The 24,441-nt window shown below is 66.3% G+C and carries 27 protein-coding genes and 3 tRNA genes; 12 read left to right on the forward strand and 18 right to left on the reverse strand.

Annotation, left to right across the window (positions count from 1 at the left end; translation table 11 throughout):
- Positions 1-137: 137 nt before the first annotated feature.
- Positions 138-2,063: an ATP-dependent zinc metalloprotease FtsH gene (gene ftsH, locus V3391_RS06330; RefSeq protein ID WP_332077549.1), complete on the reverse strand. Its 1,926-nt coding sequence runs from the start codon at positions 2,061-2,063 to the stop codon at positions 138-140.
- Positions 2,064-2,114: 51 nt separating this feature from the next.
- Positions 2,115-2,747 carry a 23S rRNA (uridine(2552)-2'-O)-methyltransferase RlmE gene (rlmE, locus tag V3391_RS06335; protein ID WP_332077550.1) on the reverse strand — a complete coding sequence of 211 codons (633 nt, stop codon included), beginning with the start codon at positions 2,745-2,747 and terminating at the stop codon, positions 2,115-2,117.
- Positions 2,748-2,828: 81 nt separating this feature from the next.
- Between rlmE and yhbY the strand changes: the two genes are divergently transcribed.
- Together yhbY and V3391_RS06345 are read left to right on the forward strand one after the other, a co-directional pair.
- Complete coding sequence (gene yhbY / locus V3391_RS06340; protein WP_332077728.1) at positions 2,829-3,134, forward strand: ribosome assembly RNA-binding protein YhbY; 306 nt, start codon at positions 2,829-2,831, stop codon at positions 3,132-3,134.
- Positions 3,135-3,152: 18 nt separating this feature from the next.
- Complete coding sequence (locus V3391_RS06345; protein ID WP_332077551.1) at positions 3,153-3,548, forward strand: Mth938-like domain-containing protein; 396 nt, start codon at positions 3,153-3,155, stop codon at positions 3,546-3,548.
- 278 nt (positions 3,549-3,826) lie between these two features.
- Here the strand turns inward: V3391_RS06345 and V3391_RS06350 are convergent, their stop codons facing one another.
- The 4 genes from V3391_RS06350 to surE are packed head-to-tail and all read right to left on the reverse strand — an operon-like array spanning position 3,827 to position 6,625.
- Positions 3,827-4,570: a peptidoglycan DD-metalloendopeptidase family protein gene (locus tag V3391_RS06350; RefSeq protein ID WP_332077552.1), complete on the reverse strand. Its 744-nt coding sequence runs from the start codon at positions 4,568-4,570 to the stop codon at positions 3,827-3,829.
- The gene (locus tag V3391_RS06355; RefSeq protein WP_332077553.1) at positions 4,567-5,151 is read right to left on the reverse strand and encodes a YqaA family protein; all 585 of its coding nucleotides are present in this window, start codon (positions 5,149-5,151) and stop codon (positions 4,567-4,569) included. Before V3391_RS06355 ends, V3391_RS06350 begins: the two co-directional genes overlap by 4 nt.
- Entirely contained in the window at positions 5,151-5,846 is a 696-nt protein-coding gene (locus tag V3391_RS06360) for a protein-L-isoaspartate(D-aspartate) O-methyltransferase (RefSeq protein WP_332077554.1), read from the reverse strand. Before V3391_RS06360 ends, V3391_RS06355 begins: the two co-directional genes overlap by 1 nt.
- Positions 5,843-6,625: a 5'/3'-nucleotidase SurE gene (gene surE / locus V3391_RS06365; RefSeq protein WP_332077555.1), complete on the reverse strand. Its 783-nt coding sequence runs from the start codon at positions 6,623-6,625 to the stop codon at positions 5,843-5,845. Before surE ends, V3391_RS06360 begins: the two co-directional genes overlap by 4 nt.
- A 123-nt stretch (positions 6,626-6,748) precedes the next feature.
- On the opposite strand from surE, the gene V3391_RS06370 reads away from it, so the two are divergent.
- Both V3391_RS06370 and V3391_RS06375 read left to right on the forward strand, forming a co-directional pair.
- Positions 6,749-7,321, forward strand: a complete 573-nt coding sequence (locus V3391_RS06370; RefSeq protein ID WP_332077556.1) for a Smr/MutS family protein — start codon at positions 6,749-6,751, stop codon at positions 7,319-7,321.
- A gap of 101 nt (positions 7,322-7,422) precedes the next feature.
- Positions 7,423-7,689, forward strand: a complete 267-nt coding sequence (locus V3391_RS06375) for a hypothetical protein (protein WP_332077557.1) — start codon at positions 7,423-7,425, stop codon at positions 7,687-7,689.
- Between the two features lie 125 nt (positions 7,690-7,814).
- On the opposite strand, the gene lon is transcribed toward V3391_RS06375, so the two are convergent.
- The 7 genes from lon to V3391_RS06410 all read right to left on the reverse strand — a co-directional run bounded on the left by lon (position 7,815) and on the right by V3391_RS06410 (position 14,648).
- Entirely contained in the window at positions 7,815-10,268 is a 2,454-nt protein-coding gene (lon, locus tag V3391_RS06380) for an endopeptidase La (RefSeq protein ID WP_332077558.1), read from the reverse strand.
- A gap of 221 nt (positions 10,269-10,489) precedes the next feature.
- Positions 10,490-11,776 (reverse strand): ATP-dependent Clp protease ATP-binding subunit ClpX, encoded by a 1,287-nt coding sequence (clpX, locus tag V3391_RS06385; protein WP_232150575.1) that lies wholly within the window; start codon positions 11,774-11,776, stop codon positions 10,490-10,492.
- 112 nt (positions 11,777-11,888) lie between these two features.
- Complete coding sequence (gene clpP / locus V3391_RS06390; protein ID WP_159678715.1) at positions 11,889-12,515, reverse strand: ATP-dependent Clp endopeptidase proteolytic subunit ClpP; 627 nt, start codon at positions 12,513-12,515, stop codon at positions 11,889-11,891.
- Between the two features lie 59 nt (positions 12,516-12,574).
- Positions 12,575-13,882, reverse strand: coding sequence for a trigger factor (gene tig / locus V3391_RS06395; RefSeq protein ID WP_332077559.1), 1,308 nt, complete (start codon positions 13,880-13,882; stop codon positions 12,575-12,577).
- A gap of 296 nt (positions 13,883-14,178) precedes the next feature.
- A tRNA-Leu gene (locus tag V3391_RS06400) sits at positions 14,179-14,263 on the reverse strand.
- A gap of 158 nt (positions 14,264-14,421) precedes the next feature.
- Positions 14,422-14,497: transfer RNA gene (locus tag V3391_RS06405), tRNA-Lys, on the reverse strand.
- Positions 14,498-14,571: 74 nt separating this feature from the next.
- Positions 14,572-14,648, reverse strand: a tRNA-His gene (locus tag V3391_RS06410).
- 415 nt (positions 14,649-15,063) lie between these two features.
- Here V3391_RS06410 and V3391_RS06415 point away from each other — a divergent pair.
- From V3391_RS06415 to V3391_RS06445, 7 genes are all read left to right on the forward strand, one after another.
- Positions 15,064-15,543 (forward strand): LexA family protein, encoded by a 480-nt coding sequence (locus V3391_RS06415; protein WP_332077560.1) that lies wholly within the window; start codon positions 15,064-15,066, stop codon positions 15,541-15,543.
- A complete protein-coding gene (gene cho, locus V3391_RS06420; protein ID WP_332077561.1) occupies positions 15,527-16,387 on the forward strand; it encodes an excinuclease Cho in 861 nt (286 codons plus the stop codon). Before V3391_RS06415 ends, cho begins: the two co-directional genes overlap by 17 nt.
- A gap of 2 nt (positions 16,388-16,389) precedes the next feature.
- Complete coding sequence (locus V3391_RS06425; RefSeq protein ID WP_332077562.1) at positions 16,390-17,640, forward strand: Y-family DNA polymerase; 1,251 nt, start codon at positions 16,390-16,392, stop codon at positions 17,638-17,640.
- Positions 17,641-17,705: 65 nt separating this feature from the next.
- Positions 17,706-18,632: an SOS response-associated peptidase family protein gene (locus V3391_RS06430; protein ID WP_332077563.1), complete on the forward strand. Its 927-nt coding sequence runs from the start codon at positions 17,706-17,708 to the stop codon at positions 18,630-18,632.
- A complete protein-coding gene (locus V3391_RS06435) occupies positions 18,629-19,228 on the forward strand; it encodes a hypothetical protein (protein WP_332077564.1) in 600 nt (199 codons plus the stop codon). The genes V3391_RS06430 and V3391_RS06435 overlap by 4 nt, the downstream gene beginning before the upstream one ends.
- Positions 19,229-19,287: 59 nt before the next feature.
- On the forward strand, positions 19,288-19,587 hold the full coding sequence (locus V3391_RS06440) for a hypothetical protein (protein ID WP_332077565.1): 300 nt from the start codon (positions 19,288-19,290) through the stop codon (positions 19,585-19,587).
- Positions 19,584-19,790, forward strand: a complete 207-nt coding sequence (locus V3391_RS06445) for a hypothetical protein (protein WP_332077566.1) — start codon at positions 19,584-19,586, stop codon at positions 19,788-19,790. The genes V3391_RS06440 and V3391_RS06445 overlap by 4 nt, the downstream gene beginning before the upstream one ends.
- 25 nt (positions 19,791-19,815) lie before the next feature.
- On the opposite strand, the gene V3391_RS06450 is transcribed toward V3391_RS06445, so the two are convergent.
- On the reverse strand, positions 19,816-20,061 hold the full coding sequence (locus tag V3391_RS06450; protein ID WP_332077567.1) for a hypothetical protein: 246 nt from the start codon (positions 20,059-20,061) through the stop codon (positions 19,816-19,818).
- A gap of 313 nt (positions 20,062-20,374) precedes the next feature.
- Between V3391_RS06450 and V3391_RS06455 the strand changes: the two genes are divergently transcribed.
- On the forward strand, positions 20,375-20,635 hold the full coding sequence (locus V3391_RS06455; RefSeq protein ID WP_332077568.1) for a hypothetical protein: 261 nt from the start codon (positions 20,375-20,377) through the stop codon (positions 20,633-20,635).
- Between the two features lie 81 nt (positions 20,636-20,716).
- Here the strand turns inward: V3391_RS06455 and V3391_RS06460 are convergent, their stop codons facing one another.
- The 4 genes from V3391_RS06460 to V3391_RS06475 are packed head-to-tail and all read right to left on the reverse strand — an operon-like array spanning position 20,717 to position 24,439.
- Positions 20,717-21,967, reverse strand: a complete 1,251-nt coding sequence (locus tag V3391_RS06460; RefSeq protein WP_332077569.1) for an SPRY domain-containing protein — start codon at positions 21,965-21,967, stop codon at positions 20,717-20,719.
- Complete coding sequence (locus V3391_RS06465) at positions 21,967-22,194, reverse strand: hypothetical protein (RefSeq protein ID WP_332077570.1); 228 nt, start codon at positions 22,192-22,194, stop codon at positions 21,967-21,969. The genes V3391_RS06460 and V3391_RS06465 overlap by 1 nt, the downstream gene beginning before the upstream one ends.
- Positions 22,191-23,909 (reverse strand): hypothetical protein, encoded by a 1,719-nt coding sequence (locus V3391_RS06470; RefSeq protein ID WP_332077571.1) that lies wholly within the window; start codon positions 23,907-23,909, stop codon positions 22,191-22,193. Before V3391_RS06470 ends, V3391_RS06465 begins: the two co-directional genes overlap by 4 nt.
- On the reverse strand, positions 23,906-24,439 hold the full coding sequence (locus V3391_RS06475; protein ID WP_332077572.1) for a hypothetical protein: 534 nt from the start codon (positions 24,437-24,439) through the stop codon (positions 23,906-23,908). The genes V3391_RS06470 and V3391_RS06475 overlap by 4 nt, the downstream gene beginning before the upstream one ends.
- Positions 24,440-24,441: the final 2 nt, after the last annotated feature.

Raw genomic sequence — 24,441 nt, forward strand, 5'->3', positions numbered from 1 at the left:
GGTGCGTGCGCGCGTTGCGAACCCGATCGATGGCGCGGGGTATCGCTGCACGCGATCCATCCTACGGCGAAGTTGCGCCGCCGGAAACGCAGAAGGCCGGGCTTGCGCCCGGCCTTCTGGAAACGTGTGCGACTCGATCAGGCCTGTTCGGCCGGACCCCCGATCGGCGGCTGCAACGGGCGGTTGCCGCCCTTGTCGCCACTGTCGTCGTTCTTGTTCGCGTTCGCCTTGCCCCAGCCCATCGGCGGCGGCGGATCGCGGCCTTCCATGATCGCGTCGATCTGCGGCACGTCGATGGTTTCGTATTCGAGCAGCAGCTTCGACATCGCGTGCAGCTTGTCGATGTTCGCCGTCAGCAGCTCGGTCGTGCGCTCGTAGGCCTTGTCGAGGATCGTGCGCACGACCTCGTCGATGCGCCGCGCGGTGTCGTCGGAGACCGACTTGTGCTGCGTGACCGAACGGCCCAGGAACACTTCGTCGTCCTCTTCGCCATAGGCGATCGGGCCGAGCTCGTCGGACAGGCCCCACTTGGTGACCATGTTGCGGGCCATCTTGGTCGCACGCTCGATGTCGTTCGACGCGCCGGTGGTGACCTTGTCGCCGCCGAAGATCAGTTCCTCGGCCACGCGACCGCCGTATAGCGAGCACAGCTGCGACTCGATCGCCACGCGGTTCATCGAGTAACGGTCGCCTTCGGGCAGATACATCGTGACGCCGAGGGCGCGACCACGCGGAATGATCGTGACCTTGTAGACCGGATCGTGCTCGGGCACGAGGCGGCCGACGATCGCATGGCCGGCCTCGTGATAGGCGGTCAGGGTCTTCTCGTCCTCGCTCATCGCCATCGAACGGCGCTCGGCGCCCATCAGGATCTTGTCGCGGGCGCGGTCGAAGTGGTCCATGCGGACCTCCTTGCCGTTCTCGCGCGCGGCGAACAGCGCCGCCTCATTGACCAGATTCGCCAGGTCCGCACCCGAGAAGCCGGGCGTACCACGGGCGACGACGAGCGGCTGCACGTCCTCGTCCAGCGGCACCTTGCGCATGTGCACTTTCAGGATCTGCTCGCGGCCCTTGACGTCCGGCAGGCCCACGACGACCTGGCGGTCGAAACGGCCCGGACGCAGCAGCGCGGGATCGAGCACGTCGGGACGGTTGGTCGCAGCGACGACGATCACGCCCTCGCCGCCCTCGAAGCCATCCATCTCGACCAGCAACTGGTTGAGCGTCTGCTCGCGTTCGTCATGTCCGCCGCCGAGACCGGCGCCGCGATGACGGCCGACCGCATCGATTTCGTCGATGAAGATGATGCACGGCGCCTGCTTCTTGGCCTGCTCGAACATGTCGCGCACGCGGCTCGCGCCGACACCGACGAACATCTCGACGAAGTCCGAGCCGGAGATCGAGAAGAACGGCACCTTGGCCTCGCCGGCGATCGCCTTGGCGAGCAGCGTCTTGCCGGTACCGGGGGGGCCGACCATCAGCACGCCGCGCGGAATCTTGCCGCCGAGCTTCTGGAAGCGCGAGGGATCGCGCAGGAACTCGACCAGCTCCGACACCTCTTCCTTTGCCTCGTCGCAACCGGCGACGTCGGCGAAGGTGACCTTGGTCTGCTCTTCGTTGAGCAGCTTCGCGCGGGACTTGCCGAAGGACATCGCGCCCTTGCCGCCGCCCTGCTGCATCTGCCGCATCATGAAGAACCAGAAGCCGATGATCAGCGCCACCGGCAGGAGCTGGATCAGGATGTAACCCAGCGAGATGCCGCTCGACGGCGGTGCCTGCTCGATCGCGACGTTGTGGTTCATCAGGTCGTCGATCATGCGATCGTCGCGGCGCGGGGCGATGACCGTGCCGCTCTGGCCGCCCTTGCTCTGGAACGTGATGGTGCGCTCATCCTCGGCGATCTTCACCGAGCCGATCTGGTCGCGACGGACCTGCTCCATGAACTGCGAGTACTGGACGTCCTGCCCGCCTGCGCCGGTTCTGGGGCTGAAGCTCTGGAAGATCACCATCAACACGACGGCGACGACCACCCAGAGCAGCAGATTCTTGACCAGATCGTTCATGTTTCGGGGTTCTCGTGAAGAGTGCGGTGGAGCGTTTGAATCGGGGTCATGCTACTTCATCGTCGCCAGCTTGCCCTGCGCCAGCGCATAGACTTCCGGCGAACGTTGCCGCGATGCAGCCGGCTTGCGGATCGACAGCTTGGTGTAGCGCCGCCGCAGATTGCGGACGTAATCGTCGAACTCGGTGCCCTGGAACAACTTGATCAGGAACGTGCCGCCGGTGCGCAGGTGGTTGTCCGCGAAATCCATCGCCAGTTCCGCCAGATGCATGGCGCGGGGCTGGTCGACGGCATCGATTCCACTCTTGTTGGGGGCCATGTCGGACAACACAAGGTCCACCTGTTGTCCGCCCAGCGTGGATTCAAGCGACGAGAGGACCGCATCCTCGCGAAAATCCCCGTGAAGGAACTCCACGCCGGCCAGCGTCGGCATGTCGAGGATGTCGAGCGCGATCACCCGCCCGGAGTCGCCCAGCGCCTGGCGCACCCACTGCGACCAGCCACCGGGCGCGGCGCCCAGATCGACCACGACCATGCCCGGCTTGAGCAGACGGTCGCGTTCGACCAGTTCCTCGAGCTTGTAGGCGGCGCGCGAACGCAGGCCGTCCTTCTGGGCCTTCTTCACGAAGGGATCGGAGAAATGTTCTTTCAGCCAGCGCTGGCTGCTTTTGCTGCGGGAGGCCATCAACGGCTCGAGTGCGGGACAGGTGCGTCCGGTGGCCATGATATCCTGCCGGTCGCTTTCATTTCCCCGATCGGTTCATCCATGAGTAATGCCCTGACCGCTGCCCAGACCCGTTTTCTGCGCGGCCAGGCCCATGGCATCAAGGCCATGTTGCAGGTAGGCGGCAAAGGCATCACCGATGCCCTGATCGCCGAAATCGATGCGGCGCTCGAGCATCACGAACTGATCAAGGTCAAGGTCGGCGCGTCCGATCGTGACGAACGCGACGCGATGATCGCCGACATCGCCGGACGCACCGACTCGGCCTTGGTGCAGCGCATCGGCCACGTGGCCATCCTGTACCGCCAGAGCAAGGACCGCCGCCAGATCGTCCTGCCGCGGTCCTGACCGCACGATCGGCGCGGCATGCAGCTCAATCTCGAATCGCCCGATTTCGATTACGTCCTGCGCGGCGCCGACGGGCGCCTGGCGCTGGTCAACGACCGCCGCCTGACCCGCAGCTTCATCGTCGCCCCGCGCAGCCTCGTCGAGGACTGGCCGGTGACGGACGTCGGCACGCTCGACCTCGATGCCCTTGCCCCAGTGCTGGCACTGGAGCCGGAAGTCGTCCTGCTCGGCACCGGTGAAACCCAGGGCTTTCCGCCGCCGGCAACGATGGCCGCGTGCCTGTCGCGCGGCATCGGCCTCGAAGCCATGACCAACGCTGCCGCGGCGCGCACCTTCAATGTGCTGGCCGGTGAGGGGCGTCGGGTGGTGGCGGCGTTCGTGCTGGCCGGCGCTGTGCCATCCGCAGACGCCTAAGCGTCTTCTGGCGCACGGCCTGCGTCCTGCGATGACTTGGCGACGGTCGCTCCCCGCTCTTCCGCACGCAGTTCTGATCGCGAGGCGCTGAAACAGCCGAGCAGAGCATCCGCCGTCGTCCAAGCGATGCTGGAAGCGCTTTTCAACAGCCGTACGGCTTCTCACCCATCTTGACGTCCGCGACTTCGCGGGCCGGCGAGAACCAGAATGGGCCCCAGCCTCCGCTGGGGCGACGGGTCGAAGACCTCTGTGGTCTGACCGTCAGCTCGCGCGATGGATCAACGCGCCGGCAGATACGTCAGCGGATCGACCGGCTTGCCGTTGTAGCGGATCTCGAAATGCAGCATGTCGCGGGCGGCGCCCGTGCGACCGAGTTCGGCGATCTGCTGGCCGGCGCGGACGCGCTCGCCTTCGTTGACCCTGCGGCTGCGGTTGTGGCCGTAGGCGGTGAGCCACTGTTCGTCGTGCTTGACGATGATCAGTTCACCGTAGCCGACCAGGCCTGCGCCCGAGTACACCACCACGCCGTCGGCGGCGGCTTTGACCGCCTGGCCGGAGGTGCCGGCGATGTCGACACCCTGCTTCGTCGGATCGTTGCCGACGTAGCGGCCGACGATCTGGCCGTCGGTCGGCCACTGCCAGCGGAACGGGCTGCGCACCGGCGCGGCGGCGGGCGCCTGGGGCGTGCTCTGCGTGGGTCGAACGGCCGGACGCTGCGCGGTCGCGCTGCCCGAACTCGCGGGGCGTGCCGGCGGCGCACTGCCGCTGCCGGGATACAGGCGTAGGCGCTGGCCGGGATAGATCGTGTACGGCGCACGGATGTTGTTCCACGTCGCCAGATCGAGTGCGCTGATGCCGTTGCTGGTCGCGAGCCGGTAGAGGGTGTCGCCACGTTGCACAGTGACCGACTGGCCGGGCCGGGGCGTCGAGGTCGGCGCGCTGCTGCCGCCCTCGCGGACCACCGTACTGGTGCCGCAGGCCGACAACAATCCCACTGCGAGCAACACCGCCAGCTTCCTCATCCACGCATCTCCAACCAGACCAGTCCAACGATCACCAGACCCACCATCAACCAGCCGAGCCATTCGATGTAGCGCTTGAGCATCGGCTCGAACTTCGGGCCGCCCCACGCCATCAGGCCGGCGACGAGGAAGAACCGTGCGCCGCGTCCGAGCAGCGAGCCGACGAGGAACGGTAGCAGGCCGACACCGAGCGAACCCGACGCGATCGTGAATACCTTGTACGGAATCGGGGTGAATGCCGCGATGAACACGAACAGCAGACCGTGTTCGACGAACAGCGCCTGGATGTTCTCGAACGCCGGCTGCCAGCCCATGCGCACGATCCACGGCCACACCAGGTCCAGCGCGAAATGACCGATGACGTAGCCCAGCAGGCCGCCGGCGACCGAGCCCAGCGTGCACAGCAGCGCATAGCGCCACCAGGACTTCGGCCTTGCCAGCGACATCGGCGCGAGCATGACATCCGGCGGAATCGGGAAGACGACCGATTCGGCGGCGCTCATCAGGGTGAGGTAACGCGGTGCGTGACGGTGGCGGGCCCACGCGAGCGTGGTGTCGTACATCCTTGCAAACAGCTGCATCAGTCCACGTATCCAGACAACAACGGTACGAACGCAACGGCGGCGACATCCTGCTGCTCGATCCGGCCGTCGGCCTGCTTGCGCAGGACCAGCAGACGTTGCGAACCCGGTGCGCCGACCGGTGCGACCAGCGTGCCGCCGGGGGCGAGCTGCTGAGTCAATGCTTCGACCAGCGCAGGGCCGGCCGCGGTGACGATGATGCCGTCGAACGGACCGTTCTCCGGCCAGCCGATGCGGCCGTCGTCGTGCTTGCTGCGCACATTGAGGCCCAGCGAGCGGAAACGCTTGCGCGCGATGCGCAGCAGTTCGCCGATGCGCTCGACGGTGTGCACCTCGATGCCGAGCGCGGCGAGGATCGTCGCCTGATAACCGGAGCCGGTGCCGACTTCGAGCACCCTGCCCGGCATGCCGTTCGCGAGCAGCGCTTCGGTCATGCGTGCGACCACCCAGGGCTGCGAAATCGTCTGCCCATGGCCGATCGGCAGCGCGGTGTCCTCGTAGGCGCGCGTGGCCAGCGCCTCGTCGACGAACAGATGTCGCGGCACGGTGCGGATCGCGTTGAGCACGCGCTCGTCGGAAATGCCGCCACCGGGATGCGCGCCATCGCGCAGACGTTCGATCAGGCGGTCGCGCACGCGTTGCGAGGTCATCCCGACGCCGACCGCTTCGGGCTGCAGGCGCATCCGCGCCGTCACGCCTGGGTCGCCTTGAGGTCCGCTTCGAGCCCGCCGACCCAGCTGGCGACGTGCTCGAGCGCCTGGTAGCGCGTGAGGTCGACATGGATCGGCGTGATCGCGATGTGCTGCGTGCGCACGGCGTGGAAATCGGTGCCGGGACCGGCGTCCTGCTCGGGACCGGCCGCGCCGATCCACCACCAGGTACGGCCGCGCGGATCGTCGATCGACGTGCACGGCTCGGCGCGGTGGCGATTGCCCAGGCGGGTGACCTCGAAACCGGCGAGGTCGTCCCACGGCACGTCCGGCACATTGACGTTGAGGATCGTGTCGGCGGGCAGCGGATCGGCCTTCAGACGCGCGACGATCTCGACGGCGGCGCGCGCGGCGGTCTCGTAATGCTTGCCGTCGTGGTTGCGCGTGACCAGCGACATCGCGACCGCGGGCAGACCGAGAAAGCGGCCTTCCATCGCGGCGGCGACCGTGCCGGAATAGATCACGTCGTCGCCGAGATTCGCGGTGTTGTTGATGCCCGAGACCACGATGTCGGGCTCGAGTTCCAACAGACCGGTGATCGCGACGTGCACGCAATCGGTCGGCGTGCCGTGCACGCGCCAGGTGCAGGCATCGACCTGCACGGTGCGCAGCGGCATGTCGAGCGTGAGCGAGTTGCTCGCGCCGGAACGATCGCGATCGGGTGCGACGACGAGCACCTCGTGGCCGGCATCACGCAGACCCTGGGCGAGAATCCGGATGCCGGGGGCGTCGACGCCGTCGTCGTTGCTGACCAGTACGCGCATGGATCGTTCTAGAGGCCCCGAGCCGTCGGACAAGGCGGCCATGATACCGGATGCATCTCCCCCACCCCAGTTCGGATGCCGCGGAAGACTGCATGCGGACACGCACGCCGCTACGCTAGCGGCATGCAACGAGGACGCCACCGCCCCGATCCGCCTGCAGCGCCGTCCGATGACGACGACGATGCCGCGCTCTTCCGCAGTGCAATCGGCCCGGTCCGCGAACTGCCGGCCGCGCCATTGCCGCCACAGGCGCCGAAACCGCGCCCGTCGACGCGCATGGCCGACCGCGACAATGCCGAAGCGCGCAGCGAGTTCAGGCAGCTGCTGGACGGCCCGCTGCTGGGCGGCGGCGACACGATGCAGTACCGGCGCGACGAGATCTCACCGCGCGTACTGAAGCTACTCGGACGCGGCGAATACGCCGCGCAGGAAGAACTCGACCTGCACCACAGCGATGCGCACCAGGCGAGCGCATTGCTGCGCCTGTTCCTGCGCGATGCGATCGATGCCGGCGTGGGCTGCGTGCGCGTGATCCACGGCAAGGGCCTGAACTCGTCGCCCGATGCGCCGATCCTCAAAAACCTCGTCGATCGCCTGCTGCGACAACGTGCCGACGTGCTCGCCTTCCACAGCGCGCCTGGTGGACAGGGCGGGGCTGGCGCGGTGCTGGTGTTACTGCGTCCGCGGCAGCGCTGAGCGCGTCACGCGTGGTCCCACGCGACACGTCCCGGCTGACAGTCACCGCGATCGCGCTGGGCGTCCTCGCCTGGCTAATCCCCGTTCTCGCCCAAGCGTGGATGTGGCTGCAATTTTCGCCCGGTGCGCCATCGCTGGGCCTGCTCTGGATGGTCGCGACGTTCGGCTCGCTGCTGCCTGCGTGCGCGCTGTCGATGCTCGGCGCCTGGCTGTGGCATCGTGCCGATCGCGCTGCACGCATGCGTCCGCGTGCGCGACGCATCGGCTTTGCGGTGATCGCGACGCCTGCCTGCATCGTCGCGGTGCTCGGCGTCCATGTCGTCGCGAGCATCGTGATGGAACGCCTGACGATTTCGCCTGGCGCGTGACGCCAGGCGCCTCGCGTCGATGACCTGCGCGCCGCGCAGACATGCGCACCGCCCAGCCCGGAAACGAGGAACGGCCGCCGCTGCATGCGCAGCGACGGCCGTCCGGTTTCAACAGGACGCGCGACTCAGTGCTTCACGCGCGTCCGCTTGGTGCCCTCCGCGCGCGGCACGACCTTGCGGGCGGTCTTGCGCTCGACCTTCTGGCCGGGCGGCGGCGGCAGCGGACGCTCCAACGCCAGATCCAGCACCTCGTCGATGTACTTCACCGGCATGATCTTCATACCGTCGGTGACGTTCTTCGGGATGTCGGCCAGATCCTTGCGGTTCTCCTCGGGGATGATCACGGTCTTGATGCCACCGCGCAGCGCGGCCAGCAGCTTCTCCTTGAGTCCACCGATCGCCGTGACGCGACCACGCAGCGTGATCTCGCCGGTCATCGCCACGTCCGCGCGGACCGGGATCTTCGTCAGCAGCGACACCAGCGTCGTCGCCATCGCGATACCCGCGCTCGGACCATCCTTCGGCGTCGCGCCATCGGGCACGTGCACATGGATGTCGTGCTTCTGCAGTACTTCAAGCTCGACGCCCAGACGCTCGGCGCGCGAACGCACGACCGACATCGCCGCAGACGCCGACTCCTTCATCACGTCGCCCAGCTGGCCGGTGAGGATGAGCTGGCCCTTGCCCGGCACCTGCGTCGCTTCGATCTGCAGCAGATCGCCGCCGACCTCCGTCCACGCCAGTCCGGTGACCAGACCGATCTCGTTGTCCTGCTCGGCGCGTCCGAAATCGAAGCGCTGCACGCCCAGGTACTTGTCGAGATTCTTCTCGGTAACCTTGATCGTCTTGATGCCCTTGGCCTTGCCCTTGCCTGTGGCGACCGGGCCGGCGAGCGCGATCTCCTTGACCACCTTGCGGCAGATCTTGGCGATCTCGCGCTCGAGATTGCGCACGCCCGATTCGCGGGTGTAGTAGCGCACGATGTCGCGCACCGCGCCCTCGGACACCGTCAGCTCCTCGGCCTTGAGCCCGTTCGCCTTCAGCTGCTTGGGCAGCAGATAACGCGTGGCGATGTTGAGCTTCTCGTCCTCGGTGTAACCCGGAATCCGGATCACTTCCATGCGATCGAGCAGCGGGCCGGGGATGTTGAGCGAGTTCGAGGTCGCGACGAACATCACTTCCGACAGATCGAGATCGACCTCGAGATAGTGGTCGTTGAACGTGTGGTTCTGCTCGGGATCGAGCACTTCCAGCAGCGCCGACGCCGGATCGCCGCGGAAATCGTTCGACATCTTGTCGATCTCGTCGAGCAGGAACAGCGGGTTCTTCGTCCCGACCTTGTTCATGCTCTGCACGATGCGGCCGGGCATCGAACCGACGTAGGTGCGGCGGTGACCGCGGATTTCGGCCTCGTCGCGCACGCCACCCAGCGCCATGCGGGTGAACTTGCGGTTCGTCGCCTTCGCGATCGACTGGCCGAGCGAGGTCTTGCCCACGCCGGGCGGACCGACGAGGCACAGGATCGCGCCCTTCATCTGCTTCACGCGCGTCTGCACCGCGAGGTACTCGAGGATGCGTTCCTTGACCTTTTCCAGGCCGTAGTGATCGGCGTCGAGCACGTCCTGCGCGGACTTCAGGTCCTTGCGCACCTTGCTGCGCTTCTTCCACGGCACGCCGAGCAGCCAGTCGAGATAGTTGCGCACGACCGACGCTTCGGCCGACATCGGCGGCATCTGCTTGAGCTTGTTGAACTCGGCCTTCGCCTTCGCCTCGACCGCCTTCGGCATCCCGGCCTCGGCGATCTTGCGCGCGATCTCGTCGATGTCGCTCGGCGCGTCGTCGATCTCGCCCAGCTCCTTCTGGATCGCCTTCATCTGTTCGTTGAGGTAGTACTCGCGCTGCGACTTCTCCATCTGCGACTTCACGCGGCCGCGGATGCGCTTCTCCATCTGCTGCACGTCGATCTCGCCGTCGACGAAGCCGACCAGCAGTTCCAGACGGTCGGCGGTGTCGGTCGCTTCGAGCAGGCGCTGCTTGTCGGCCAGACGCACGCCCAGATGCGCGGCGATGGTGTCGGCCAGGCGCGCGGAATCGTCGATGCCGGCCAGCGTCTGCAGCAGTTCCGGCGGCAGCTTGCGGTTCGTCTTGACGTACTGCTCGAACAGGCTCATCAGCGAACGCGCGATCGCCTCGACCTCGCGCGGTTCGCGCGATTCGAGCGGCGGGATCGCTACGCCACTGCCGGCCAGCGCGCCCTCGTTCTCGCGGATGTCGCGCAGCCTGACGCGCTCGGTACCTTCGACCAGCACCTTGATCGTGCCGTCGGGCAGCTTGAGCAGCTGCAGCACCGTCGCCAGCGTGCCGACCTCGTAGAGATCGGCGGCACCCGGATCGTCGGTTTCGGCGGACTTCTGCGCCACCAGCAGGATGCGCTTGTCGGCCTCCATCGCCAGATCGAGCGCACGGATCGACTTGTCGCGGCCGACGAACAGCGGGATGACCATGTGCGGGAACACCACGACGTCGCGCAGCGGCAGGACCGGCAGTTCGTGGGTTTCGGGAGTACTGCGTGGGGGCATCGTCGTTCCTCGGTGTGGCGCCGTCCGGCGGGACGGCCCTGGCGGCCGTGCGGTCGCCCTGCCCCCGTTTATGGGGCGCGCCCGTCCGGGATGCAAGCGCGTTTGAATCGCCACATACGAAAGCGCCGCGGACCCGGAGGCACGCGGCGCGTCGTGAAGCGGTCTGCGTCGGAAAACGCGGCCCGGATGCGTCGCCGGAACGTTTCGTTCCGGCGGTCGACTCAGTCGCCGGAGGCGACCTTCTGCTCGGTGGCCGGGGTCTCGTAGATCAGGTACGGCTCGGACTTGTGCTCGATGACCGACTCGTCCACGACCACCTTGCTGACGTTCTCCAGCGACGGCAGGTCGTACATCGTGTCGAGCAGCACCGATTCGACGATCGTGCGCAGTCCGCGCGCGCCGGTCTTGCGCTTGATCGCCTTCTTGGCGATCGCCGAGAGCGCGTCCTGACGGAACTCCAGTTCCACGCCTTCCATCTCGAACAGCTTCTTGAACTGCTTGCTGATCGCGTTCTTGGGCTCGGTCAGGATCTGGATCAGCGCGGCCTCGTCCAGTTCCTCGAGCGTCGCCACGACCGGCAGACGGCCGACGAACTCGGGAATCAGGCCGAACTTGATCAGATCTTCCGGCTCCACGTCCGCCAGCACCTTGCCGACTTCCGCCTTGCGCTCGGAGCTCTTGAGCTTGGCGCCGAAGCCGATGCCGCTGGCGTCGGTGCTGCGCGCCTGAATCACCTTGTCGAGGCCCGCGAACGCGCCGCCGACGATGAACAGGATGTTCTTGGTATCGACCTGCAGGAACTCCTGCTGCGGGTGCTTGCGACCGCCCTGCGGCGGCACGCTGGCGACCGTGCCTTCGATCAGCTTGAGCAGCGCCTGCTGCACGCCCTCGCCCGACACGTCACGCGTGATCGACGGGTTCTCGCTCTTGCGCGAAATCTTGTCGATCTCGTCGATGTAGACGATGCCCTGCTGCGCCTTCTCGGCGTCGTAATCGCACTTCTGCAGCAGCTTCTGGATGATGTTCTCGACGTCCTCGCCGACGTAACCGGCTTCGGTCAGCGTCGTGGCGTCGGCCATCGTGAACGGCACATTGAGCAGGCGCGCCAGCGTTTCGGCCAGCAGCGTCTTGCCCGAACCGGTCGGACCGATCAGCAGGATGTTGGACTTCGCGAGCTCGACTTCGTCGTTCTTGCTGCGACTTTCGATGCGCTTGTAGTGGTTGTAGACCGCCACCGCAAGCGTCTTCTTGGCCCGTCGCTGGCCGATGACGTACTGGTCGAGCACTTCGAGGATCTCGCGCGGCTTGGGCAGCGAGCTGCGGGCAGACTGCGCCTTCTCCTCGAGCTCCTCGCGGATGATGTCGTTGCACAGCTCAACACATTCATCGCAGATGAACACGCTGGGACCCGCAATCAGCTTGCGCACCTCATGCTGGCTCTTTCCACAGAAAGAGCAGTAGAGGATTTTGTTGCTGTCGCCGGAACGACCCTGACGGTCTTCGCTCATGCCTTGGCCAAATCTGTATTGCGGTTTCGTTTCGAGAATAGCACAGCGTCCGGCGCCTCCACCGGGAGGGCGCCGTCACACAGATGCATGATGAATCAAGCGTTTAGCAGCGTCAGGCGGCAGTGATCGAGTCGTCGGGACGACGCTCGAGCACCTGGTCGACCAGGCCGTACTCGCGCGCAGCCTGCGCGCTCTTGAAGTTGTCGCGCTCGGTGTCGCGGGCGATCGTCTCGAGCGGCTGGCCGGTGTGATGGGCCATGATCTCGTTCAGACGCTGCTTCATCGACAGGATTTCCTTGGCGTGGATGTCGATATCCGTCGCCTGGCCCTGGAAGCCGCCCAGTGGCTGGTGGATCATCACGCGCGAATTCGGCAGCGCATACCGCTTGCCCGCAGCGCCCGCCGACAGCAGTAGCGCACCCATGCTGGCCGCCTGGCCGATGCAGATCGTGCTGACGTCGGGCTTGATGAACTGCATGGTGTCGTAGATCGCCATGCCCGCGGTGACGATGCCGCCGGGCGAGTTGATGTACAGGTTGATGTCCTTCTCGGGGTTCTCCGCCTCGAGGAACAGCAACTGGGCGACGATCACGTTCGCCATGTGGTCGTCGATGCCGCCGACCAGGAAGATCACGCGCTCCTTCAACAGGCGCGAATAGATGTCGTACGCGCGCTCGCCGCGGCTGGTCTGCTCGACCACCATCGGCACCAGGTTGAGGGCTTTCGTCTCGATGCTCATCAATCAATTCCCGTCGGAGGAGCGTCCGGCCCACATGGACCGGACGGGGTGCGCGAGGTTCAGCCCTGCGGGCCGATCGCGTCCTGGAAGCTCAGCGCCTGCTCCGTGTGCTTGGCGCGCTCGGCGATCCAGTCGATCACCTGCTCTTCCATCACACGGTTCTGCAGACCCGACATCAGCTGGGGGTCGTTGCGGTACATCTCAATGACCTGCTGCGGTTCTTCGTAGGTCGAGGCGATCAGGCGCATCGTCTCGTTCACGCGCTTGGGGTCGAGCTTGAGCTGGTTGCGACGGGCGACTTCGCCCACCAGCAGGCCGACGAGCACGCGCTTGCGCGCCGGCTCGAGGAACTCGGTGTGCGCATCGTCGGCGACGTTCGGATTCTGGCCGTTGCGACGGGCCTGCTCGACGGTCTGGCGCAGCAGCGACTTGGCTTCGGACTCGACCAGCTTCGGCGGCAGTTCGACGTGCGCGAAGGCCGCGACCAGCTGCTCGCCGACTTCGCGGCGCAGACGGTTCATCAGCGCGCCCTTGAGCTCGCGCTCCAAGTTGCTGCGGATCTCGGTGCGGAACTGGGCCATCTCGCCGCTCTTGACCCCGAAGCTGCGGATGAAGACCTGGTCGACTTCCGGCAGCTGCTGCTCGGAGACCTGCTCGACCTTGACGTGCACGGTGGCCTGCTTGCCGGCCAGCTGCGGCACGCGCCAGTCGGCCGGGAAGCTGACCTCGATCGCCTTCTCGTCGCCCTTGGCCAGGCCGACCAGCGCGTCTTCGATTTCCGGGTACATCGCGCCCGAACCGAGCACGGTGACGCCACGCTCGGCACCTTCGGCCGGCAGACGCTCGTCGCCGATCTGCGACCAGGTCTCCACGTCGACCGCGTCGCCCTTCTGCGCGCCCCGCGTGACCGCGCTCCAGCTGCGACGCTGCAGGCGCAGGTTCTCGATCATGCGGTCGATGTCGTCTTCCGCCACTTCGGCGGTGTGGCGCACGACTTCCAGCTTCTCCAGCTCGATGTCGCCGAAGTCCGGCACGATCTCGAAGGTCGCGACGAAGGCCAGTTCGCCCTCGCCCGCCTCGCCTTCCGGCGCAATGCGCGGGGCACCGGCGATCTGCAGCGAATTCTCGCGCACGGCCTGGTCGAAGCCTTCGCGCAGCAGACGGTCGAGCTCCTCGGCGCGCACCTGCTCACCGAAGCGCTGCTCGACGACCTTGGCCGGCACCTTGCCCGGACGGAAACCCTTGAGACGGGTGGTCCGCGCGATCTCGCGCAGACGGCCACCGACCTGGGTATCCAGGCGTTCGGACGGCACGCGGAACGTCATCTTGCGTTCCAGGCTACCCAGCGATTCGACCGAAACTTGCATATCCACTCCTGCGCTTGCGGACGGGGCCGCATGACATCTGACTGTTGGGAATTGGTTCTGAACTCTGCCGGCCGCCCATTCCAGTGGGGCGGGCGACGGAACGGACTAGTTTGGCGGATTCGGGGCGTGGCCGCCACCGGTGCGGGCGCCAGGGCCCGACGCCGCGTGCGATGCCTCAGAGCCCGGCGTCGACCGGATGGCTCCCAAGGTACGCGCCTACTCCCCTGCAATTCGCGGAACGCGCGGCGCCACACGCCGCCTGCCAGGTCGCCCGCCTGGATCCACCGGGGACGAGATGGTGCGAAAGGGGGGACTCGAACCCCCACGCCTTGCGGCACTGGTACCTAAAACCAGGGCGTCTACCAATTCCGCCACTTTCGCTTCGTGCCCGCCGCTGGCAAGCCGCGGCATGTTAGTCCATCGCCCGGATGTTTTGGCAGCGTCCAGACCGGCGGACCAGCCTGAAAACCGCAGGCTCCCGTCCGCCTCGAAAGCATGAAACGAAAAACGCCCGGCAATGCCGGGCGTCTTCGTGGAACTGGTGGGCCGTCAAGGATTCGAACCTTGGACCTATTGATTAAGAGTCAACTGCTCTACCAACTGAGCTAACGGCCCGATGAAGCGGGCGCGCATTGTAAAAAACTTTGCGCGCTTGGGCAACACCTTTCGTGTGTCACCCGATGAAGCAATGGGGTGGAAGACGGGATTTGAACCCGCGACCCCCGGAATCACAATCCGGTGCTCTAACCAACTGAGCTACATCCACCACAGCAAAACATGTTTCGTACCCTGGGTCGTGGCGCGCCCGACAGGAATCGAACCTGTAACCCCCGACTTAGAAGGCCGGGTCAATCTAGCGCCATGTCAAACGGTTACGTCTCGGAATAGTCAGGTGGACCGTACCGAGGGCGCGCATTGTAGCGCGGTTTTCAAAAAAATTGTCAGGAGGTTTTTGAGATCAATCGAAGGTCTCCCAACGCTCTCGAACGAGTCGATGTTCAGCGCCTGATCGTGTCCACAAGCAGAGCGGTGCGACGCTTCTGGAGCCGCGGATAAGAAGCAAGCGAACTTCCGCGCAGCACATTCAGACGGGGCGCCGGCGATCGTGAGTAGTATTACTACTCATCGCAGCAATTGAGACCGGCGCCGGGCAACGTGCGCAGCGTCGCTGGAGCCTTCCAATGTTTACCCTGCTCGACCCGCCCGCCTCGTTTGCGGGCTACGCCGCCATCGATCCGCCCCTTGTGTCGCTGCCTCTCGGCGCCGCCACTGCGCGCCTCGGGTTCCCCTCGCCGGCCGAGGACTTTGAGGAAGACAGCCTCGATCTCAATCGCCTGCTGATCCGCAACGCACCGGCGACGTACATCTACCGCGCGAGCGGTCACTCCATGGCCCGCGCCGGGATCCTCGACGGCGACCTGCTGATCGTCGACCGCTCGGTCGAGCCGCGCACCGGCAGCCTCGTGATGGCCGTTTGGGAGGGCAATCAGCCCACCTGCAAGATTCTGCTGATCGCGGAGAACCATGTCGAGCTGCACTCCGCCAACCCGGAAGTGCCGCCGATCGTCATCGAAGAAGGCACCGAGGTGGAGCTCTTCTCGGTCGTCAGCATCGCGCGCCAAGTGAAGCGCGCCTCGGTGCCCCGTGCGTCCCGTTCGTGACCGCCGGCGGGAAGCCGCCGCCCTTTACGAGTACCCGGAGCACCTGCGCCCCGAGATCGACGCGCTGCCGCGCGCGCCCGGCGTTTACACCTTCCTCGGAAATGAGGGCGACGTGCTGCCGCTCTACATCGGGAAGTCAATCGACATCCGGGGCCGTGTGATGGACCACTTCCGCACACCGGAAGAAGCCCGGCTGTTGCGCCAGTCGAAGCGCATCAGCCACGTGCGCACCGCGGGCGACATCGGCGCGCAGCTGCTGGAAGCGCAGATGATCAAGACCCGCCACCCGCTCTACAACCGCAAGCTGAGGCGCACGACGCGACAGTTTTCGCTGGCGCTCCATCGCGGAAAGGTGACCGTGGTGAATTCCGCAGAGATCGATCCTGCGCGCGCGCCCACGCTATACGGCCTGCACTCCAGCCCGCGCGCGGCCATGACCGCGTTGCGACGCATCGCGGACGACAACCGGCTTTGCTACACGCTGCTAGGCATCGAGCGCGGCACGCCGGGCCGGCCGTGCTTCCGCGCGATGCTCAAGCAGTGCGCCGGCGCGTGCCATGGCGGAGAGAGCGTAGGCGGGCACGAGGAGCGGTTGCGGCTGGTGCTGGAGGACCGGCAGGTGGCGTCGTGGCCCTTCCACGGCGCGATCGCGCTGGAGGAACGTGGCACCGACATGCGGCAGTACCACGTGGTGCGTGACTGGCAGTACCTGGGCAGCGCGACCACGCTGACGGCTGCGCGGCGCATCCGCGGCGAGACCGGCCAGTTCGATCGCGATGCCTACCGCATCCTGCGCGCGCCGGTGCTGGATGGCGGTCACCGCATCGTGCCGCTGGCGGCCTGACAATGTTCGCGCTGGTCGACGGCAACAACTTCTACGCGAGCTGCGAGCGCATCTTCCAGCCGCGACTGCGCGGCGTGCCGCTGGTGGTGCTGTCGAACAACGACGGCTGCGCGATCGCGCGCACTGCGGAAGCCAAGGCGCTCGGCATCAAGATGGGACAGCCGGCGCACGAGCTGAAGCTGCTTGTGAAGCACCAGGGCCTGCAGATGCGCTCGGCCAACTTCGCGCTCTATGGCGACATCAGTGCGCGCGTCGTCGGCATCCTGCGCGACGAAGCGCCGCGGGTGGAGGTGTACAGCATCGACGAATCGTTTCTGGACATGACCGGAATCCGCGACCGCGAGGCGTTCGCGCATCGGCTCCGCAACAAGGTGCATCGCTGGACGGGCATTCCCAACTGCATCGGCATCGGCCCGACGAAGACGCTGGCCAAGGCCGCGAACAGGGCTGCGAAGTCCGGCGCGGGCGTCATCGACCTGAGCGATGAGACGCGACGCACCGAGGTGCTGGCGACCTTCCCAACGACCGAGCTGTGGGGCGTGGGTGGCCGCTGGGGCCTGCGATTGGCCAACATGGGCATCACCACCGCTGCGCAGCTACGCGACGCGCCGCCCGACACCATCCTCGGTGAGTTCGGCGTCACGCTGGCCCGCACGCAGCGCGAGCTGCAGGGGCATCCCTGTATCGAGCTGGAGGAGGTAGCGCCGGACAAGCAGCAGATCATGGTCAGCCGATCGTTCGCCGAGCGCGTCGAAGACCATGCGGCCGTCGGCCAGGCGCTCGCCACGTTTGCAGTGCGCGCTTGCGAGAAGCTGCGGCGCGATGGCTTGGTGACCGGCGCGGTCGGCATCTTCGCGCTGAGCGACCGGTTCCGCGCCGAGCTGCCGCAGCATGCGCCCAGTCGTTCGATCAACATGCCTTCGGCGACGGACGATTCCCGTCTGGTTGCCTCGGTGGTGGCGCAGCTGCTGCGCGGGATGCTCAAGCCCGGCATCGGCTACAAGAAGGCCGGCGTGACGCTGATGGACCTATCGAGGCCGGAGCAGCGCCAGGGTGATCTGTTCACGCCCGCAGTCGCTGGCAATGCCGCGCTGATGGCCACGCTCGACGGCATCAACCGCAAGTTCGGCCGGGGCGTCGCGGGCTTGGGCGCAACGGGCTGGAAGACGCGGCCCGACTGGGGCATGCGCCAGAACCTGCTGTCGCCGAACTACACCACGCGCGCCGCGGACCTGCCGTTACTGCATTGCTGATTTCATCACCTGCGACACCGCCCCCGCAGGCTTAGCCTGTTTGCCCACCCTTCCGGACTGGAACAATGTGCTATTCCGCCCAGGTGTATGCCGAATTCAAGGCATTCAAGCGCCACTTCCCCGGCGTGTTGATGGACGTCGACGCCTACGTGAAGACGTTCTGGTGGGATCGCGGCCTCAACCCGATGGCGAAGGCACCGCGGGCGCTGATCCGGGAACTGATGGAGATCGGCCCGCCCGAGCTGCAGGCCAACCTGCGCGCGGCGGATGCTGAGGCGATCGCGCAGCTGGAGCAGGAGATGTTCGCCCAGCGCAAGCGCGTGGCCGACGCCGAGCGGAAGCTCGAGACCAAGGTCACGAAGAAGGCGCAGGAGGACGTGCGCATCGGCACCAAGAAGGTCGACGCGGCGAAGGCGCGCATGGCCTCGCTGAAGCGCACGGAGTTCAAGGCGTCCGACGCGCGCGTCTTCCCGGGCATCTACTGCCCGGTGATGGTGTCGGAGGGCGGCCAGCGCGTGGTGAAGCCGATGCGCTACCAGTGCAGGCCAGCGGGCAAGCCGGCTTTCTACGACGTGAAGTATCCGGGCACGTACAACGCCCGACGCGACAACCTCGAGGGCTTCTGGGGCGGGCTGTTCGGATACAGCCATGGCGTCATGGTGGCCGAGCGCTTCTACGAGAACGTGGAGGTGGACGGTCGCAACCGCGTGCTTGAGTTCGTGCCGCGCACCGGTGAGCCGATGCTGATCGCCTGCCTGTGGTCGCACTGGACGGACCCGAAGGGCGTGGAGCCGGATCTGCTGTCGTTCGCCGCCATCACCGACGATCCGGAACCCGAGGTGGCGGCGGCTGGGCACGATCGAACGATCATCAACATCAAGCCCGAGCACCTCGACGCCTGGCTCAACCCGGAGCCGGGCAACCTCGCCGCGCTGTACGCGATCTTCGACGACAAGCGGCACCCCTACTACGAGCACCGGGAGGCGGCATGACGCCGGAAGAGATCTCAGATGTCGTGCGTCGTATGGACGACCATGCGATGCAGTTCGACAGGCAGAAGGGCACCTTTCGACAGTTCGCGAAGGAGCAGCGCGCCATATCCCAAGTGCTCACCGATTACGGCGACACAGGGCAGGCAAACTCGAAGCTGGCTTGGGATGCCTTCAATTTCGCGTGCGCCGGCGCGGACACAGACGGCCTTTATCTGCACGTTGAAGACCTGACGCTGGATCACACCCCAGCCGATCAGCAAGCCTTCTTGAAGATCGATCGGACCACGCACAAGCCGCTCGCCGAAATGACGGAAGTTGAGTTGCTGGCCTTTGGTCGTTTGCTCTCCAACGACCTCACCTCGTGGATCGAGACCTTCAACTACCGGGGTAAGACCTACCGCGAGTTCTGGGACCAGTACGCTGCAGAAGCTAGTCAGCTTGAGGCCCTTGCGCGGTTCGAGCGGGCACCAGCGCAAGTGCGCGAGATGGCGAGTGCGGTGCGTGAGATACCGCTGGACAAGCATTACGATCCAGCCCGGTTGATCCCCCCTCGCAGTCTGGACGACCCGATCTTTGATTTAGCGGCAGCTCGCTGAGCCTGTTCCCGGGCTAGCCGATCTCATGATCGGAGACGCGCACCGCGCAGACTCGAAACATGGATACGAACGCGCAGCAGCAGATTCGCAGAGCCGGCGACGAACTCGTCGCCTGGGTTGCCAACTACGATGCTCAAGGCCGCACTTACCGCCAGTTCTGGCGCGACTATAGCGTCGCGGCTGGCGCATTTGACGCCCTGACCCGCAGAGACGACTTGAGCGACGACGTGATGGATCTCGTCTGTACCGTGCGCGACTTTCCGATCTTGCTGGGGTTTGAGCCTGAAGCACTGGCCGAGCGGCCGAGCCTGGACGATCTGGTGATCGGGAAGCAGCGGTTTCCGGGAGCGCCGGCGTGACGGCTTCCACTCTCGATCGCCCCGAGCTGGAGGCATTGGTCGACGAGCTTCTGCATGCTGTTCTCGGCGCGCCGGAGGACGAACTGCAGCAGCCGTTCGACGCCGGGTGCCGCGCGCTCGCCGAGCTAACACTCCGCCCGGCTGACAGGGTCTGGGTAGATGCAGAGCTTCAACGGATTGGCGCGCACTTCGACCTGCGCTGACCGGCGCCAGCCGAGTTCCCGAGATTCAGGAGCCGGCGTCGAACAGATCAGATTGGTAGTCGAACCGAACCACCTGAGCGTCTTCTTCGAAGCACACGAGGATGCCCATGATGTGCAGCGGCGCATCGTCATGCCGCCGCACGCCCTGCGATCGGCGCATCTCGCGCTCCAATTCCACGCGCCGCGCACTGGGCACATAGACGCGCCGTGCGCTGTGCCCTTGCGAATGCAGGACGAGAATCTGTCCTTCAATCTCCGATAAGAGACCCATCCTGCCCTTCACCGCAATACCGACGGCCAGTCTGAATGCTGAACCTCATGATCGGAAGCGGCGGTGTGGAACAGATCGGACCATGAGGAGGAGAGCAGCGTGCGCTGGCCCGAGGGCCGGCGAGCGCGGAGGAACTGGGGAAGTACGGCCGCGGCGCGCGCACGTGCTGCGAGTCAACGTAGCACCGCGAGCGAACGGCAACTGTCGGCTCGGCCCGGAGCGGAGGGTCAGAAATTCCCGACGCCATATCGCGACCATGCGGGAAAGTTGCCCGTATACGATCAATCAAAAGCTGGCACACAGGAGAGTCGCCTTGAGCGAGCCAGCATCGACGGGGAATCCCGCGAGCGAGGTCGCACCGCGCCCACACGCGCATTTGATTGTTGCCGAACTGAAGACTCAGGTACGGCGTAGAACTGCCGCCGGCAGGCGCGATCTCGTCTGGAGCGTCAACGTAGGCCACATAGACGACGCGACGCTCGACGAGGCGATGGCCGCGATGGCGCGCATCGGCTGCCGCGGATCATGGGAGCGGGAGTTCGGCTTCGTTGCGCACTACACCCTGACTTGGTGACGCAAAATTGAAAACGCAGGCTGGCGTGCCGACTGGATTGAGCGAGACAGGAAGCCGTGCAAGCGAAATGCTCAACTTCAGTTAGCCTCCTATAGGAACGCAGCCGCCGTACGCCTGCGACATCGTCGCCGACGTCGCGCGCAAAGCGATGACGTGGGAGTCCCGGTACATGCTGGTGACGGGGTAGAAGTCGACGTCGGCAGGGAGGGTGAACGCTGCACCGAGTGGCGAACCGTTCTTCCAGAAGTGCAGCTCATCTCCAATCCGCGCCATGCCGATGACGTCGCCGCTTGACCAGTCTGGACCGTACGGCGTATTCGACCCGATGTGCGTTTTGACGCCAGTCTGCTGGTAATACGCGTAGCCGTCGACGGTGGCACCTGCGTAGTTGCTCAGCGATTCGGCGCGGCTGCTGACCCCGACCATGCAGAACGGCGACGGCTGCGCGCTCGCGATGTAGAACTCGCAGCACCGGCCCGGCAGCAGGGCGTGTGTGGCTCGCACGCTCTGGTAGTTGTCGACGCCGGAGCGCGTGGCCACAAGGTTTCCGCCCGACAGGATGATGCTCGGCGTCTTGTCGATCGGACTCCATGTCACGACCGGACTGCCGCCTGCCCTCTGCGTGGGCCATGGCGGAGTTCCAGGATCACTCGTGCGGGCGACGCCCTTGGAAATTCGCAGGCCCCGAACAGCGCCAGCGATCGAACTCAGGACACGGCCCATCGTCAGGCGCATGCCTGTGACGTTCGCAATCGGCGAGCCTGAGACGGCGACAGGACCAGCAACTAGGCTCGCGCCGACAAGCAGGCGGATGCCCTCCCCGACCGTGTGCGTCATCCGGATGCGGGTTTCAGCACCATTAGGCACTGAGCCGCCGGAGATGCGCACTGCGCCTGATCCGTTGAAGTAATAGAACATCAGCTGCCCGTCGGCGGCCGGGCCGAACGACCAGTAGTTCGTGTAGGTACCAGGCTCGGCACATGCGATCAGCTGCGGAACCAGCGAGCCATCGACGTAGCTCCACGTCGAGAGATTGGCCGGCGCAATCACCGCATCGATCGTAAAGTCGTGCGTCCACCAATCGAAGTAGGCGCCGAGATACGCGGTGTCAGCTCCATCGCTGCCACCACTGAGCAGCATCACATTGTGACCCGGGGAATCGTCGATCTGGAACGCGCCGCGTGGCGTCCACACGCGCCCCGTTGCGTCGATCGGGACGTGTGATCCATCCGCGCCCTTCGCGTTCAACAGCGCGAAGACGCTGTTCCAATCCGGGTCCCCCGCGCCAAGGGCACGTTTCCGCAAGCTGGCTGCGACGATGCCGGGAATCATCAGACCTCCAACTCGGCCGGGACGACCGCCGGCGCCACGCCGCGGATCTCGCCCGCGCGCACGAACGCGTGACCGCCGACTGCCACCCCCGTGCCGCGCACGACCAGCTGGCTGCCGTTCGGAAACTCAACCGTGGTCAACCCGCGTGCCGCGTCCATATCGACAACCACCGCCACCAGCAGTGGATCGCGCGCCACCGCGTCGCCGAATTCGTGCCAAAGGCTCATCGGTACTGCCGCTCCAGTGTCAGATGCTGCCGCACGCTGAAAGCCTCGCCCGTGCGCTGCGCGTCGATGCGCACGGCGCTGACCTGACCACGCCAGATGCCGTCGACCTCTTCGAACTCGAGCAGCGAGCCGACAGGCACCACACCCAGATCGGGCATGCCAGGCGGCGCCGGCGACGGGAAGAGAGGGATGGTCCGCTGCACCTCGCGCGCGCGACCGTCTGCAGCCAGCGCCTGGCGACCGCGCTCGCGCTGCGCATCTGCGTGCACGGCCAGAGGATCCACGATCATCGGCAGCTGGGTCGCGCCCGCAGTGCCGGCCCGGCGCACCAGCGCGCCGGTCGGTGCGTTCTGGGCATAGACGTAGACCGCCTCCGCATTCGTACCGCCGCGCCAGCTACTGCTGCCGTCGCCGATCGCAGCCGCCGGCAGAATTGCGTACGGCGCCGCGGCCGCCCACTCCCAAGGGCTGTGCCGATACTGCGGCTCCACCCGCACCTCGCGCGCCTGCGGGTCGGACCGGACCACCGCGCCGACGCTGGCCGCCAGCTGCGAGACCGCCTCGATGGGCGTCAGGTCCTGATAGCTCCACGTGCCACCGGGCACCAACCAGTCGACCGTATCCCACACGAGCGTCCAGCCGGGCGGCATCTCCTGCTCGGCCAGCTGAGACGCCGTACGCTGCTGCTGCTCGGTGTACGTGCGGGCCGCGGCGAACGGAGCGGCGAGCTGGGCGGTACGGCTGCGCCCGCGCAGCGTGTAGGTGCGGCTGCCGAAGCGCCGATTGTCGTCATAGCCTTCCACGACGAACGTCCACAGGAAGCCGTTGACCATGACCTCGATCTCGGGCTGGCTGCCATCGTCCGGATTGACCAGGTCGATAGCGGCCGGCGCGATCGGCGCCGAGAACGACCAGTCGAACGTGCCGGCTTCGGCAGTCATGCTGATCGACAGCAGCGGGAGCGGGGTGCGGTCCGGCAGACGGACGGCGGTCATGGTCGGCAGCATCACGTATACCGGCAGGTCTGGCACGAGGATTGTGCCGGGATCGATGGGAGGGGTCGGGGGCCAGACGATGATGGTGTCGGCCGTGCGCGCCTGCAGCGCGCTCCACGGCAACGCGAGCATCGCGCCGCGGGCCACGAGCGCACGCCACGTGGACGTGTTCTCGCGCGCGTGCGTCGCGAGTTCACCCCAACGAGCCGCTATGCCAATCGCATGCGGCCGAGGGTGCGCGTACGGCAGCGCCGCCTGGATCTGATGCGCATTGCGAATGTCGCCCCACGGCATCGTGTGCGCCGCCTGATAGGGCGTGCCGTGCAGATACGCAAACGCGCTTGAATGGTCGTGGTGCTCGGCGGTGTCGGCCCATCGCGCATCGCATGCGCCTTGCCGGGCCGCCTGCTGCCGGAGCATCAAGGCGACGAACGCATTCTTCGGACGGGCAGTCGCCCAGCTGAGACCAGCAGCCTGATCGTGCGCAGCGACACCGAGGATCGGCGCGGCCACTGCGCGCCCCTGCGCAATCGCTTTGCGCCAGCGCAGCCCGTCGCCGTTTCGGGCGCCAGGCGCCACCACGCCCGAGGAAGACTCTGTGGGCCGGTAAGCGAGCGGATTGCGGTACGGAAGGCCAAAACGGTAGCCCAGCCCCGCCAGATGCCCACGACGGTAGCCGTGCGCATTTCGGTAGGGGACACTGTTCCGGTAGAGGCTCATGCAGCCGCCTCAAGGGCGCCCGTCAGCCTGTAGTCGTTGGCGGCCAGTCGCTTGAGGGTCGCGACGCCATGCTGCGGCAACACCAGCGTGCCGCCATAGCTGGGCGTCACGACCGCGCCCCCGGCGCCGGACACTGTCGCTGCGCCGCCGCCGCGATTGTCGAAGTGGATCTCGAAATCTTCGGGCAGCGGCTCTTGCACGGTGATGGTCTTCGCGCCTGCAGCTGTCAGCACGCGGTACTGGCCAGCGTCGCTCGCGGCGCACGCGTAGCTGACCCCGGCATCCGGGACCACGTGCGCCGCTGCCGGGCCGGCCGAACTCGCCAGCGCCGCGATCATGCCGAGCACCGAGTCGGCCGCGGGCTCGTCGCCGAAGCCGATCAGCTGCTGCAGTGCATTGAGTACCGCGTGCGCGCGGTCGTGGACGGCATCGTGCTCGATCGTCGGATCGTTCTGCTTGTCGTTCGGGCCGATCGCCGGCAGCGGGTCGAACTCGGCAGGGAATGTGGTGTTGGTGGCCGGATCTGCCATCG

The sequence above is a fragment of the Luteimonas flava genome (genome assembly GCF_036584485.1).
In the GTDB taxonomy this organism is placed as follows: domain Bacteria; phylum Pseudomonadota; class Gammaproteobacteria; order Xanthomonadales; family Xanthomonadaceae; genus Luteimonas; species Luteimonas flava.

Excerpts from the sequence above, each read along its gene's own strand:
- V3391_RS06465 (WP_332077570.1), bottom strand. The coding sequence starts at position 22,194 with ATGAGCCTTTGGCACGAATTCGGCGACGCGGTGGCGCGCGATCCACTG.
- V3391_RS06475 (WP_332077572.1), bottom strand. The coding sequence starts at position 24,439 with ATGGCAGATCCGGCCACCAACACCACATTCCCTGCCGAGTTCGACCCG.
- V3391_RS06355 (WP_332077553.1), bottom strand. The coding sequence starts at position 5,151 with ATGCAGCTGTTTGCAAGGATGTACGACACCACGCTCGCGTGGGCCCGC.
- V3391_RS06450 (WP_332077567.1), bottom strand. The coding sequence starts at position 20,061 with ATGGGTCTCTTATCGGAGATTGAAGGACAGATTCTCGTCCTGCATTCG.
- V3391_RS06430 (WP_332077563.1), top strand. The coding sequence starts at position 17,706 with ATGTGCTATTCCGCCCAGGTGTATGCCGAATTCAAGGCATTCAAGCGC.
- V3391_RS06435 (WP_332077564.1), top strand. The coding sequence starts at position 18,629 with ATGACGCCGGAAGAGATCTCAGATGTCGTGCGTCGTATGGACGACCAT.
- surE (WP_332077555.1), bottom strand. The coding sequence starts at position 6,625 with ATGCGCGTACTGGTCAGCAACGACGACGGCGTCGACGCCCCCGGCATC.
- V3391_RS06375 (WP_332077557.1), top strand. The coding sequence starts at position 7,423 with ATGTGGCTGCAATTTTCGCCCGGTGCGCCATCGCTGGGCCTGCTCTGG.
- V3391_RS06345 (WP_332077551.1), top strand. The coding sequence starts at position 3,153 with ATGCAGCTCAATCTCGAATCGCCCGATTTCGATTACGTCCTGCGCGGC.
- V3391_RS06415 (WP_332077560.1), top strand. The coding sequence starts at position 15,064 with ATGTTTACCCTGCTCGACCCGCCCGCCTCGTTTGCGGGCTACGCCGCC.
- lon (WP_332077558.1), bottom strand. The coding sequence starts at position 10,268 with ATGCCCCCACGCAGTACTCCCGAAACCCACGAACTGCCGGTCCTGCCG.
- ftsH (WP_332077549.1), bottom strand. The coding sequence starts at position 2,063 with ATGAACGATCTGGTCAAGAATCTGCTGCTCTGGGTGGTCGTCGCCGTC.
- V3391_RS06460 (WP_332077569.1), bottom strand. The coding sequence starts at position 21,967 with ATGATTCCCGGCATCGTCGCAGCCAGCTTGCGGAAACGTGCCCTTGGC.
- clpX (WP_232150575.1), bottom strand. The coding sequence starts at position 11,776 with ATGAGCGAAGACCGTCAGGGTCGTTCCGGCGACAGCAACAAAATCCTC.
- tig (WP_332077559.1), bottom strand. The coding sequence starts at position 13,882 with ATGCAAGTTTCGGTCGAATCGCTGGGTAGCCTGGAACGCAAGATGACG.
- V3391_RS06440 (WP_332077565.1), top strand. The coding sequence starts at position 19,288 with ATGGATACGAACGCGCAGCAGCAGATTCGCAGAGCCGGCGACGAACTC.
- V3391_RS06425 (WP_332077562.1), top strand. The coding sequence starts at position 16,390 with ATGTTCGCGCTGGTCGACGGCAACAACTTCTACGCGAGCTGCGAGCGC.
- V3391_RS06470 (WP_332077571.1), bottom strand. The coding sequence starts at position 23,909 with ATGAGCCTCTACCGGAACAGTGTCCCCTACCGAAATGCGCACGGCTAC.
- yhbY (WP_332077728.1), top strand. The coding sequence starts at position 2,829 with ATGAGTAATGCCCTGACCGCTGCCCAGACCCGTTTTCTGCGCGGCCAG.
- rlmE (WP_332077550.1), bottom strand. The coding sequence starts at position 2,747 with ATGGCCTCCCGCAGCAAAAGCAGCCAGCGCTGGCTGAAAGAACATTTC.
- clpP (WP_159678715.1), bottom strand. The coding sequence starts at position 12,515 with ATGAGCATCGAGACGAAAGCCCTCAACCTGGTGCCGATGGTGGTCGAG.
- V3391_RS06370 (WP_332077556.1), top strand. The coding sequence starts at position 6,749 with ATGCAACGAGGACGCCACCGCCCCGATCCGCCTGCAGCGCCGTCCGAT.
- V3391_RS06350 (WP_332077552.1), bottom strand. The coding sequence starts at position 4,570 with ATGAGGAAGCTGGCGGTGTTGCTCGCAGTGGGATTGTTGTCGGCCTGC.